Genomic DNA, 12,000 nt, shown 5'->3' with positions numbered 1-12,000 from the left:
ACCTAGAACCGCCCAAGCCAGGACCTGGCCTATTTACGTGAACCACCTGTGGGGGAATAACGCGAACGTCCGCATCGTCGCCGAACCGCTCGTCCAGCGGTGGCGGCCCAGCCATGTCGAGGACTCGATGCCCTTGCGGGCGATGCGGTGACGGATGCCTCTCTTGCGCAGCCATCGGCGCAGGTGGTCGTAGTCGTAACCCTTGTCGGCGTAACTGGTTGGTGGGCTCAGGTCAGGCGTGGGGCGACCTTCTTGGCCTTGTTCGTCCGGACGTTGATGAGGGTCGGGCGCTCCCGGTCGTCGACTCCGGCGCGGAGCATCTCGGCGACCTGGTCGGTGTCGGTGGCTTCGTGGGCGTCGATGCCGTAACTCGCGGCGGTGGCCACGATGTTCAGCTCGGGCAGGTCCAGTCCGGGGACGCCGGTGGTGCTCTCGATGTCGGCGAACTGTTTGAGGACGCCGTATTCCTCGTTGGAGGAGACGACGATCGTCAGCGGGATCTCGTAGCGGGCGGCGGTCCACAGGGACGTGATCGCGTAGTGCATCGACCCGTCGCCCATGAGGGCGAGCACCGGGCGGTCCGGGGCGCCGAGTTGGGCGCCGACAGCGGCGGGCAGCCCGAATCCGAGGCCCCCGCCGACGGCGGACATGTGGGAGAGGGAGGCGCCGGGCCGTACGTATGACGCGATCGGGATTTCGTTGGAACCGGCCTCGGTCACGAACAGGGCGTCCGCCGGGGCGGCGTGGCCGACGGCCGTCCACAGGTCCGCGGCCTGCATCGGGGCTTCGGCCCATTCCGGGCGCGGCACGTCGGGCCGGGCCTGGGGGGCGGTGCGCGATGTACAGGGGGTGGTTCTCGGGGAACCCGGACAGGCCCGGGAGCGGTGCCGTCCACACGGCGGCCTTGCTGCGTTCGGCCAGTTTCACGAACGGGTCCCAGGCTCCGGCGTGCTCCAGGTCGCCGTGGACGATGAAAGCGGGTGACTTCGCGGCGGAGAGCCGGTCGGCGATCTTCTTCGCCAGGTCCTTCCGGAACCCTCCGGCGTGGGTGACCTCGCGGTTGCGGATCGCCTCGATCTCCGCGACCTGGGTGTCGTTGAGTTCGTAGGGCAGGTCGTCCATCGGCACGGAGATGAAGACCGGTCCGGTGGGCGGTGACATCGCGACGTGGATGGCGCGCGCGAGGACCGCGGGCACCTCGCTCGCGATGGCCGGCTCGGCGGACCATTTGACGAACGGACGCGGGACCAGGACGGCGTCCTCGTTGGTCAGGAGGCACTTCTGATTCTGCATGACACGACGCTGGTTGCCCGCGATGACGATGAGCGGCGTCTTGTTCAGGTAGACGTTGTACAGGGCGCCCACGGCATTGCCGAGGCCGGGCGCGGTGTGCACCATCACCAGCGCGGGACGTCCGGTGACCTGCGAGAAACCGTCGGCCATACCGACCGGCACCATTTCCTGCAAACCCAGGAGATAGCGGAAGTCACTGGGGAATTTCTCCAGCAGGGTCAGTTCGGAGGATCCGGGATTGCCGAACCATGTATTCAGACCGTGCGTCCTGAGCAGATCAATGGTGGCTTCACGGACGGTCGTCACAGCATGTCCCTTCGCCGCGCACTTGAATCGTCGTTCCAATGAACGTCGGCGATGCACGGAGTTTCGGATCCGGCCGCCGGTCCGATGACAGAACCGGTAGGGGGTATTGATGCAGTCCTGAGTCTCGAATTTAGCAGCGCGCTAGAGAGAAACCCGGCGTACCGCTCGCGTGTTATTCGGTAGCGTGGGCGCTCGGGAAAGCGTCGGCGTGGGCGCTCGGGAAAGCGTCGGCGTGGGCGCTCGGGAAAGTGTCGGCGTGGGCGCTCGCCCGAATCCTAGCGAGCCCGCCTATGAGCCTTGCTGTGCGAGTGTGATCTTCCGGCCGGTCCGTGCCGCCGCTCGGATACTTTCCAGCATGCCCTGCCGACGGACCGCGTGCCGGAAGTCGGGAACGCCGTCCGTGTCCGGCGCAAGGCTCCCGGTGATCTGGTCGCGCAGAAGCGCGTACTCGTGGGCGACGTTGTAGGCGGGCTCGGCGGATCGCTCGGTCCACTGAGTCAGCGACCGCTGGTAGCGGGGCGGAACCGGAAGTTCGGTCAAGACACCGTCGTTGCCGCCGGCGCGGTACAACCGCAGCCTCCCCCACCACCACTGAGCCTGGTCGGCCTTGGCGACAAGATCGCCCTCCGTGCCGTTGATCTCCCAGTGGAACTGGGTGGCGCGGGACGTTCCGCCACGGAAGTGCATAGCGGCCACGGCCCCGGATTCGAGCAGACCGGTGAGGGCGATCTGGTCCTCTGCGCTCTTGGCCGCGACCGCCCCGCTCGTCACGTGAGTGACTTGGGGACGCAGGTTCTCCAGGTGGGCCGACACCTCGCGGAACTCCCCCAGCACCATGGCCAGCGCGTCGAGCGAGTGCCCGAAGGGGATCGACAGCAGCGTGGCGCCGCTCGTAACGTCCAGCAGGTACGCATGGCTGTCGTCGTACGTGGCGCCCCAATAGCCACCCGACCCGAGCATGCTGGTCGACAGCACCCGCCCCACATGGCCCTCTGCGACCAGGTCCCGCAGATACCGAAGCGGCTGAGCCGACCGGGCCTGCAGGCCCACGGCAGTCAGCACCCCCCTGCGATGCGCGAGGTCCGCCATCTCCTCGGCCTGCGCAAGGTCGGCGCCCAGCGGCCACTCGCTGAACACCATCTTCCCCGCTTCGAGCGCGGGCCGGATGAGCTCCAGGTGCTGCGGAACCCTCACCGTCACGACCACGAGATCGACTTCCTCACTGCGAGCCAACTCCTGCGCACTGCTGAAGGTCAGCGGCACCGCGTACTTCTCACCGGCCGCACGCGCCGACTCCGTGCTGCTGGCGCTCAGGGCCCGCAACACGTATCCGTCGAGCCCGGCCAGCGCCGGCACATGGGCGGTGGCCGCCCATCCGCCGCTCGCACTCAGACCCACCACACCGACGCGAATCGGCTGACCGGCTTCGGGCTCAAGCTGCGCATGTCGCCGTTCCACGCCATCGTCGCCCGGCACGCGCTCGCGGCGTTCCCGGCACGCAAAGAGGCCCGGCACCGCTGTCTGCGCTACTTCGGCGAACAACTCGGTGACGTGCCCTGTCTGGAGCCGGTAGACGTTGCCGACCACGTCGACATGGGCGCCTGGTACGGCTACAAACCGCTCTACCGGCCCGAGGCACTGGGCGGCGTCCCACGCCCCGTACTCATCGAGGCGCTGCGCGCCGAAGGCATGGAAGTGGGCGCCCCCTCCGGCCCCCGGCTGTCGACCCTGCCGCTCTACGCCCGTCCGGAGAACCCCCTCTTCCCCGGCACGCCGAAGAAGGGCATCGCACCGGAGAGCGGCTCACACGCCGAACACGTCGAGCAGCACGCGCTGTCCCTGCCCACCTTCACCAACTGGCCCGAAGACAAGGAGCTCATCGACCAGTACGCCGAAGCCTTCCGCAAGATCGATCGTCACCGCGAAGCGCTCGTACGGTACGCGGCCGACCCGGCCCGATGACCCACACCACCATGACGGGAGTGGTGGGGTGCAATGAGACACGGACCGCGAAGCTGTCAGTACAGGTGGTGCCGGTACTGGTTCTCGGCGAGGGTGGTGAGTTCCCCGAGCTGGTCGCCGAGGCTGTCGGCCATCTTGGCGGCGTTCTCCGCCACGTGCATCGTGTAGAAGTCGCCGCCCAGCAGGACTGCTTCGGCCAGTTGGCGTGGGTCGCCCTCCCACAGTCGTGAGCGGATCACCGCCTTTCCGCACTGCGAGAAGACCTCCCGCACGCGTACGACGGTCGCCAGCACAGCGGGTTTTCCGTCGACGCTCAGCATGTTCAGCAGCTCCGGGTCGTCGCTGATGAACGCGTCACCATTCACGCGTACGACCTCCCGAAGTCCGGGCACGAGGAACACCAGCCCCACCGCGGGGTTGCGGGTGAGGTTTTCGAAGGTGTCCGCGAGCTTGTTGCCCGGCCGGTCCGGAAGCGCCAGCGTCCACGGGTCCAGCACGCGCACGGCCCCCGGCGGATCGCCCTTGGGGCTGATGTCGAGGTGGCCTGCGTCGTCCGCCGTGGCGAGACAGAAGAACGTACTGTGCGCGATGAACCTGGTGGTGAATTCGCCGAGTTGGGACTCCTTCTTGGCCGCGATGAACGGCGACGGGTGTCCGATGATCTCCCGCACCCGGTCCATGGCGATGGGGCGGTAGTCGTCGGCGGCGGTACGGGTAGACGGAGTGGTACGGGAGTCCTCGTGGCGGCTCATACCGGCCCTCCGGGAAGTGGTGTGCGGTCTCCAGCGCAGGGAGGTCCGGTCCTACGCGTCGAGGACGAGACGTTCGCCGCGCGCCCGGGACACGCAGATGTACATGTGGTCGCCGGCAGCGCGGTCCTCGGCGGTGAGGATGTCGTCCCGGTGGTCGGGTTCACCGTCGATGACCCGGGTCCGGCAGGTGCCGCAGACGCCCTCGCGACAAGAGCCGGTCACGGGAAGGCCCTCGGCCTCCAGCGCGCCGAGGATGCTCCTGCCTGCGGGGACGACGACCGTACGGTTCGACCGCGCGCACACGACCTCGACTTCGGTGTCGGGCCGGGTCGGCTTCGGACGCGGCCTGAAGCGCTCCAGGCGCACCGAGCCGGGAGCCCAGTGCGCGGCCCGCTCCTCGACCGCGGTCAGCAGCGGCTCCGGGCCGCACGCGTAAATGGCGGTCCCGGAACGTGGCTTCTCCAGCCACTCGTCGAGCGGTATCCGGCCCGCCCTGTCCTTCGGGTAGAGCCGCACGTTGTCCCCATGGGCGCGCAGTTCATCGAGGAAGGCCATCGAATCGGCGGTGCGGCCTCCGTAGAGGAGCTGCCACGGCAGGCCCCAAGCTGCTGCCTGCTTTGCCATCGCCAGGACGGGAGTGATGCCGATGCCACCCGCGATGAGCAGATAGCCCTTCTCCCGCCTGAATCCGAAGTTATCCAGCGGCCCGCGCAGCCGTACGGGCTGTCCCGGCCGGAGGAAGGTGTGCACGTACTCCGATCCGCCCCGGCCCGCTCGCTCGCGCAGCACCCCGATGCGGTACGAGGACCGGTCCTGCGGGGACCCGCACAACGAGTATTGCCGTACGATCCCCGTCGGCAGCGCGAGTTCGACATGGGCGCCGGGCCGCCAGGACGGCAGCTGTCGCCCATCGGGGGACGAGAACTCGACGGAGACCACACCGGCGGCCTCCCAGCGCACCTGGCGCACCCTCACCAGCATCTCGTGCACGGCCTTGGTCCCTTCGGACATGCCCGCTCGGATTGTGTCAGTCGTGTCCGCTCGCATCGTGTCAGCCATGTCCGCGCTCGCAGGTGGCTCCGATGCCGTCGGCGAACGCCGCCGTCCAGGCGGAGACGGCGCGACAGGTCACGCGTGCGGCGGGGGCCAGGACATCGAACATGTGCGGCACTCCGGGTACGAGGTGAACCTCGACGGAATTTCCCGCCACGCCCAGCCGGGCGGCGAACTCCAGCGCTTCGTCCCGTGCCGGATCGACCCCGGCGGCCATGATGTACGTGGGCGGCAGGGAGCCCACACCCCTTGAGGCCGGGGTGGAGAGCCGCAGGCTCAATGGGTGCCCGTTCGCGGGAACGACACGGTCCTTGACGTCGACCGCACTGTCCGACCTGCCGTCACCACTGGCCGCGCTCGCGGCAGCGCGCGCGCCGGGTACGTCGGCGAACACGTCGAGCGCGGGCAACACCTCGTAGACGGGGAGGAACTCAGGATCCAGGAACACTGTGGACTCCTCTCTTGTCCAGTGGACAATAACGGAGCCTTGTCCACTGGACAAGAGAGGTCGCCGTATATTGTCCGCCGGACAAGAGGCATCACGAGAGAGGCAGCGCCCATGGGCACCAGCCGGGCAGAAGTCGTCGACGCGGCGCTGGAAGTACTCGACCATCAGGGCCTGGACATGGTGACCATGCGTGCCGTCGCGGACCGGCTGGGGGTGCAGCACAACACCGTGCGCTGGCACGTGGACAACAAGCACCGCCTGCTCGTGCTGATGTCGGACGCCGTCCTCGCGGGCCTGGACGTCGACGCCCTGCCCGACCCGTGGGAGGACCGGGTCCAGGCCCTGGCGCGCTGGTGCCGGAGAGCGATCCTTGCCCGTCGCGATGCGGCCCGTCTGCTCGCCGGGCTCGCCACCACCGAGCCGAACACCTACCGGTTCGCCGACACGATGATCCAGACCCTGCTCGACGCCGGCTTCTCGCATCGCACGGCGGCCTGGGCGAACTGGACCATCTTCTATCTGGTCCTGGGCATCACCCAGGAACAGCAGGCGCACTCCGCCGAGGTGCCCGAGTGCATGACGGAATTCAACGACCCCGCGTACCCGGCACTGAGTGCGGCCGCTTCGCACGCCGCCGCCGGCACCTACGAGGAGCGCTTCGAGTTCGCACTGAACATGCAAGTGGTCGCACTCCGGGCGGAGTTGGACCGGAAGGCCGACCTTCTGACCTGACTTGAGGGAACGGGGGACGGCCGATGCGAGTCACCGTCCGGCCGGGAGGCGGTGAACGCACCCTTCTTCACCCTCAACGATCGGGGCAGGCTGCCAGCGGGTGCGGCACCCTCACCGCCCGCACCACTGTCCGGCCCCGGCCGCGCAGCAGGCGGCGTAATCGCTCGTGCTCGGCGGCGGACGCGTTGGCATACACGGACCCGCTCCGAAGAAGCTCAGTGGGCCCTGTAGCGGGTGGCGAGTGCGTGGAACGCTTGCTTCGGTTCCCAGGGCATGTCGGGGTAGGCGCGCTTGTCGGCGGGATAGCCGCTGTGCTCGTCCAGGACTTTGACGATGCCGTAGGAGGCGAGGTCCTCGTCCGGTCCGGATGTCCGGTGGGGTGTGCTGAAACCGGCGAAGCTGAACCAGAAGACGGAATCGACGCCCTCCCCCTCGAAAACGGTCATGAGATCGTCGAGGTAGCGGACCTGCTCGCCCTCGTCGCGCACCAGGCCGGGTTTGAGGGTGACGCCGTCAGCCTCCCTCGCCATGTACCAGCCGGCGCCGCCGTGTTCTCCCGCTCCCCGATAGGTGCAGCAGCCGGCCTCCATGATGGCGACGGGCTTGCCGTGGCCACATTCCTTGCGCAGGTCGGTGCGGTAGGTGGGCGCATTGCGCAGGCTACGGAAGGCGTCCAGGCCGACGATGTCGAACGGGGCCCAGTCCACGCCGTCCAGAGAGCAGGAGGCATAGCTCACGCGGCCGCCGAAGAGGGGCCGCACGGCTTCGACGACCTCCCCCAGGAAGGCGTTGACCTTGTCGGGGATGCCCTGGAGCGCGGCTTCGCGGCCGGGGCCCGCCAGGACCGGAATGCGCTCGTTCAGTGTGTCCCCGGGCAGGTATCCGCGGGCGAACACGCTGAGTTCGCAGCCGGTGACGAGGACAGCCTCGGCGCCGTCGCGTCGCAGTCGCTCCGTCCGCTCGGCGCAGTCGGTGAACAGCGGCAGCATCTCGGCGTTCGACAGCTCGCAGGGAAACGGCGAGAACCAGACCTCCAGGCCCGCCTCCGCCGCGTACCGCGCCGTAGTCTCGATACGGTCCGGATCGCCCCCGGTGATACGGACAGCGGTGCAGTGCAGATCCTCCGCGACGACACGCATGTCCCGTTCGACGTCCCGAACGTCGAAGACGGGGCGTGACGTGTCGCCGTTGGGAAAGGTGCCGGTGTCGTAATGGATGCCCTTGCCGCGCAACATGACGAATGCCTCCGGTGGAATGAGTGTGCCTGCCGTACGGCGTCATCGTCCAAGTTGCCGCTGCGTCAGCGTCAAGGCCGCACCGCGCGCGTAGTCCGGAGAGCGGGAGTCACGCCATTACGCCGTGTTACACGAGCGTCACCGTGCATAGCCTGTTCCGACCTGCCCGGACCACCCACACTGCGAAGACCGGCCCACGCGCGACCCTCTATCCGGGCGAGCCCTAATATCATCTGGCGTCCTCCGACGGACGCTGACGCCCGCTGGGGCGTGCCCGCCGCCCAACGCCCGGCACGACGGCTCCACCGCATGGCGATGGAGTCGAGCACCGAGGAGAGGAACGTTCATGCGCGCCCGGACCATCGCCACGGCCTCCGCAACAGCATTGGCACTGGTGGCCGCTCGTGACCTTGTCCAGAAGAAGCACGCATTGCTCCGGAACTTCCCCCTGCTCGGGCATGCCCGGTACCTGTTGGAGACGATCGGGCCTGAGCTGCGGCAGTACATAGTGACCTCCAACGACGAGGAGCGCCCGTTCAGTCGTGACCAGCGCACCTGGATCTACGCGTCGGCGAAGGGGGAGAACAACTACTTCGGGTTCGGAACCGACAACGACGTCGAGCACATGCAGGGGCACGCGTACCTGAAGCAGCGCACGTTCGCCGGCCCGCTGCCCGACGCGCACGACCCGGAGGCCCCACTGCCCTCGGCCAAGGTGCTGGGCGGGCCGCGCGGGCGGGCCAAGGCGTTCCGGCCGGCGAGTGTGGTGAACATCTCGGCGATGAGCTTCGGATCGCTCTCCGGCGCGGCGATCACGGCGCTCAACAAGGGCGCGGCGCTGGCGGGCACCCTGCACAACACGGGCGAGGGCGGTCTCTCGCCGTACCACCGCAACGGCGGCGACCTCGTCCTTCAGATCGGTACGTCCTACTTCGGGTGCCGCAACGAGGACGGCAGCTTCAACATCGACAAGCTCAAGGACGTGGTCGCCGGTGCCCCGGTCAAGGCGATAGAGATCAAGCTCTCCCAGGGTGCCAAGCCCGGTCTGGGCGGAATGCTGCCGGGCGCGAAGGTGACCCCGGAAATCGCCGAGATCCGCGGCATCCCGCTCGGCGAGGACTGCGCCTCCCCGTCGCGGCACACCGCGTTCGGCGACGTCGACTCGATGCTCGACTTCGTCGAACTGCTCGCCACCGAGACCGGCCTGCCGGTCGGGATCAAGAGCGCGGTGGGCGAGATGGAGTTCTGGCAGGAGCTGGCCACGCTGATGGCGCGTGGTGACCGTGGTGTCGACTTCGTGACCATCGACGGCGGCGAGGGCGGCACCGGCGCGGCGCCGCTCACCTTCTCCGACTCGGTGTCGCTGCCCTTCCGGATGGGCTTCTCCCGGGTCTACGGCGCCTTCGCCGAGCGGGGGCTGACCGACGACCTGACGTTCATCGCCTCCGGCAAGCTCGGCCTGCCCGAGAACGCCGCGGTCGCCTTCGCTCTGGGTGCCGACATGATCAACGTGGCCCGTGAGGCGATGCTGTCGATCGGCTGCATCCAGGCGCAGAAGTGCCACACCGACAAGTGCCCCACCGGCATCGCCACCCAGAGCCCGTGGCTGGCCCGCGGCCTCGACCCGGCCTCGAAGGCCACCAGGGCCGCCGTCTACCTGCGCACCCTCCGCAAGGAGCTGATGAAGGTCTCGGCGGCCGTCGGCGTCGCCCACCCGGCGCTCATCACGGCCACGGACATCGAGATCATGAACGGCGACTACGAGGCCCGCACGCTGGCAGGCGTCTACGGCTACAAGGACGGCTGGGGCGAACTCGGCCCGCACCTCGCCGAGGAGATCACCGCACTGCTCACCACCGAGCAGTCCTCCGACCAGAAGCCGAACGCCTGACGCGCCGGTCACGGCAGGCTCCGCGCTCGCTGCTCCCCTGCCCGGAGCGCGCGCGTGGCGCCGGCTGGTGGCACCCTTGTCTTCCCTGCTCCACGAACAGCCCCTGCCTAGGTGATCACAACATGAGCGAAAAAGTGAGATTCCCGAGCGTCGTCGGCCCCGAACTGGCCGGAGCGATCGACCTGCCGGACGGCGAGATCCGCGGCTGGGGGATCTTCGTGCACGGATTCACGCTCGGCAAGGGCTCGCCGGCCGCCTCGCGCGTCAGCAAGCAGCTGGCACGCGAGGGGATCGGCATGCTGCGCTTCGACAACCTCGGGATCGGGGACTCCGACGGCGACTGGGGGGACGGTTCCTTCACCGTCAAGGTCCAGGACACGATCCGTGCCGCAGCCATGATGGCGGAGCGCGGGACTCCGGCAGACCTGCTGGTGGGGCACTCATGGGGAGGCGCCGCCGTCCTCGCCGCGGCGGCCGAGGCAACCGGCGTCCGCGCGGTCGCCACGATCGGGGCGCCGGTCGATCCCAGCCACGTCGAGCGACAGTATGACGCGGTCGTGGATCGCGTGCTCAGTGAAGGGTCGCACGAGTGGTTCGTCGGCGGGAGGACCCTGGTCCTCAAGCGCGCCTTCGTCGAAGACGTCCGCCGTGCTCACCTGCGGGACCGGATCGGCGAGTTGGACCTGCCGCTACTCGTCCTGCATTCGCCGACCGACAACACCGTCGACATCGACAACGCCGGAGAGATCTTCCGCGAGGCACGACACCCGCGAAGCTTCGTATCACTCGAAGGAGCAGACCATCTCCTGACCGCACGAGGACAAGCACAGCGAGCCGCCCACATCATCAGCGCCTGGGCCGACCAGTACATCCACGGGTCACGGCCCGCAGGAGAGACATCTCAGGTGGCTACCACTTGACCAAACTCAGCAGCAGTCGCTGGACGTCAGCTACTTCGGTGCCCACGGGCACGTTCCGCTGCGCGTGGCCCTGCTGCCGGCCGCGGTGGCGGGCATCCTGCTCACCGCGCCGGCGGGCAGCGCGCGGATCATGCAGTTGCGCGCGACCGCCCGCAAGCACCGCCGGGCCGACCACAGGGCTGTGAAGGCCGAGGCCAAGGACTCGTCGAAGGCCCGGCGGTAGCCCGGACTACCGGGAGCCCGCCACAGGCTGCGGCTTGTAGAAGGATTCCTCCAGGTAGGCGGCCTCGTGCGGCTGGTAGGGCTCCTCCAAGTAGGCGGCCTCGTCTTCGTCGAGTTCGACGTCCACCGCGGCGACCGCGTCGGCCAGCTGGGCCGGCTTGGTGACCCCGACGATGGGCGAGGTCACCGTCGGGTTGCGCATGACCCAGGCCAGGGCGACCTGGGCCGGGGACAGACCCCGCTTGCCCGCGATCTCGTGGACGCGCTCGGCCACTGCCTGGTCCTCGTCGCGGTAGAGGATCTTGCCGCCCTGGTCGGTCTCGGCACGTGCCGTGGTGGTGTCCCGGGCCCGCGTCAGCCTGCCCCGCGCCAGCGGGCTCCACGGGATCACGCCGATGCCCTGGTCGGCGCAGAGCGGGAGCATCTCCCGCTCTGCTTCTCGGTGGATGAGGTTGTAGTGGTCCTGCATCGACACGAACCGGGTCCAGCCGTTCAGGTCAGCCAGGTACAGGGCCTTGGCGAACTGCCAGGCGTGCATGGAAGAGGCTCCGATGTAGCGGACCTTCCCGGACTTGACCGCGTCGTGCAGCGCCTCAAGGGTTTCCTCGATCGGGGTGTCGTAGTCCCAGCGGTGGATCTGGTACAGGTCGATGTAGTCGGTCCCCAGTCGCTTCAGGGAGGCGTCGAGCTCGGCGAAGATCGCCTTGCGGGACAGCCCGGCGCCGTTCGGGCCGGGGCGCATCCGCATCCAGACCTTGGTGGAGAGAACGACCTCCTCGCGCCGGGTGAAGTCCTTGACCGCCTGGCCGACGATCTCCTCGCTGCTTCCGGCGCTGTACCCATTGGCCGTGTCGAGGAAGTTGACGCCGCCCTCAAGGGCCTGCTTGATGATGTCCCGGCTGGCGTCCGCGCCCAGCGACCAGGGCTCGCCGCCCCGGTCCGGCTCGCCGAAGCTCATGCAGCCGAGGGTGATGGCGGAGACTTCCAGTCCGGTCGTTCCGAGTTTGATGTATCGCATGCTTCCGAAGCTAGGAGTTGGAGTGCGCTCTAATGCAATACGTCTCGGTCCGGAATTCGGAGGCGTGGGGCATGTGCGCCCTGTCAGGTTTCGACCGTTTCGGCCAGACGTACCAGAGAACCCAGTGGTAGCGAGTAACAAACTGTCAATTCTCGGCCGAGCGCGTGG

The 12,000-nt window shown here is 68.4% G+C and carries 12 protein-coding genes and 2 pseudogenes; 5 read left to right on the top strand and 9 right to left on the bottom strand.

What is annotated here, in order from left to right; translation table 11 throughout:
- Positions 1–93: 93 nt before the first annotated feature.
- The 4 genes and pseudogenes from STRTU_RS34420 to STRTU_RS34405 form a co-directional block, all read right to left on the bottom strand.
- Positions 94–210, bottom strand: a pseudogene (locus STRTU_RS34420) (IS5/IS1182 family transposase); the annotation flags it as partial.
- A 17-nt stretch (positions 211–227) separates the two neighbouring features.
- Complete coding sequence (locus STRTU_RS34415) at positions 228–779, bottom strand: thiamine pyrophosphate-dependent enzyme (RefSeq protein ID WP_159749184.1); 552 nt, start codon at positions 777–779, stop codon at positions 228–230.
- Between the two features lie 67 nt (positions 780–846).
- Positions 847–1,599: pseudogene (locus tag STRTU_RS36255) on the bottom strand (thiamine pyrophosphate-binding protein); the annotation flags it as partial.
- A 288-nt stretch (positions 1,600–1,887) separates the two neighbouring features.
- On the bottom strand, positions 1,888–3,000 hold the full coding sequence (locus STRTU_RS34405; protein ID WP_246241615.1) for a Gfo/Idh/MocA family protein: 1,113 nt from the start codon (positions 2,998–3,000) through the stop codon (positions 1,888–1,890).
- A gap of 42 nt (positions 3,001–3,042) precedes the next feature.
- On the opposite strand from STRTU_RS34405, the gene STRTU_RS34400 reads away from it, so the two are divergent.
- A complete protein-coding gene (locus STRTU_RS34400) occupies positions 3,043–3,561 on the top strand; it encodes an aspartate aminotransferase family protein (RefSeq protein ID WP_246241614.1) in 519 nt (172 codons plus the stop codon).
- A gap of 56 nt (positions 3,562–3,617) precedes the next feature.
- Here the strand turns inward: STRTU_RS34400 and STRTU_RS34395 are convergent, their stop codons facing one another.
- The 3 genes from STRTU_RS34395 to STRTU_RS34385 are packed head-to-tail and all read right to left on the bottom strand — an operon-like array spanning position 3,618 to position 5,814.
- A complete protein-coding gene (locus tag STRTU_RS34395; protein WP_159749178.1) occupies positions 3,618–4,313 on the bottom strand; it encodes an MSMEG_1061 family FMN-dependent PPOX-type flavoprotein in 696 nt (231 codons plus the stop codon).
- Positions 4,314–4,364: 51 nt separating this feature from the next.
- Positions 4,365–5,324 carry a PDR/VanB family oxidoreductase gene (locus STRTU_RS34390; protein WP_159749176.1) on the bottom strand — a complete coding sequence of 320 codons (960 nt, stop codon included), beginning with the start codon at positions 5,322–5,324 and terminating at the stop codon, positions 4,365–4,367.
- 40 nt (positions 5,325–5,364) lie between these two features.
- Positions 5,365–5,814 carry an alpha/beta hydrolase gene (locus STRTU_RS34385; RefSeq protein WP_159749174.1) on the bottom strand — a complete coding sequence of 150 codons (450 nt, stop codon included), beginning with the start codon at positions 5,812–5,814 and terminating at the stop codon, positions 5,365–5,367.
- Between the two features lie 111 nt (positions 5,815–5,925).
- Between STRTU_RS34385 and STRTU_RS34380 the strand changes: the two genes are divergently transcribed.
- Positions 5,926–6,546, top strand: a complete 621-nt coding sequence (locus STRTU_RS34380; protein WP_159749172.1) for a TetR/AcrR family transcriptional regulator C-terminal domain-containing protein — start codon at positions 5,926–5,928, stop codon at positions 6,544–6,546.
- A 215-nt stretch (positions 6,547–6,761) separates the two neighbouring features.
- On the opposite strand, the gene STRTU_RS34375 is transcribed toward STRTU_RS34380, so the two are convergent.
- Positions 6,762–7,781, bottom strand: coding sequence for a hypothetical protein (locus STRTU_RS34375; protein ID WP_159749170.1), 1,020 nt, complete (start codon positions 7,779–7,781; stop codon positions 6,762–6,764).
- Between the two features lie 346 nt (positions 7,782–8,127).
- On the opposite strand from STRTU_RS34375, the gene STRTU_RS34370 reads away from it, so the two are divergent.
- The 3 genes from STRTU_RS34370 (at position 8,128) to STRTU_RS34360 (ending at position 10,815) form a co-directional block, all read left to right on the top strand.
- Positions 8,128–9,672 (top strand): FMN-binding glutamate synthase family protein, encoded by a 1,545-nt coding sequence (locus STRTU_RS34370; protein ID WP_159749168.1) that lies wholly within the window; start codon positions 8,128–8,130, stop codon positions 9,670–9,672.
- 122 nt (positions 9,673–9,794) lie between these two features.
- Positions 9,795–10,592 (top strand): alpha/beta hydrolase family protein, encoded by a 798-nt coding sequence (locus tag STRTU_RS34365; RefSeq protein WP_159749166.1) that lies wholly within the window; start codon positions 9,795–9,797, stop codon positions 10,590–10,592.
- A 64-nt stretch (positions 10,593–10,656) separates the two neighbouring features.
- Positions 10,657–10,815 (top strand): LapA family protein, encoded by a 159-nt coding sequence (locus tag STRTU_RS34360; RefSeq protein WP_159749164.1) that lies wholly within the window; start codon positions 10,657–10,659, stop codon positions 10,813–10,815.
- Positions 10,816–10,821: 6 nt separating this feature from the next.
- Here the strand turns inward: STRTU_RS34360 and STRTU_RS34355 are convergent, their stop codons facing one another.
- A complete protein-coding gene (locus tag STRTU_RS34355) occupies positions 10,822–11,832 on the bottom strand; it encodes an aldo/keto reductase (RefSeq protein ID WP_159749162.1) in 1,011 nt (336 codons plus the stop codon).
- Between the last annotated feature and the right edge of the window lie 168 nt (positions 11,833–12,000).

It is taken from the genome of Streptomyces tubercidicus (assembly GCF_027497495.1).
GTDB classification, from domain to species: Bacteria; Actinomycetota; Actinomycetes; order Streptomycetales; family Streptomycetaceae; genus Streptomyces; species Streptomyces tubercidicus.
Note: the sequence above shows the minus strand (reverse complement) of the source record. Positions and strands in the feature narration are given on the sequence as shown.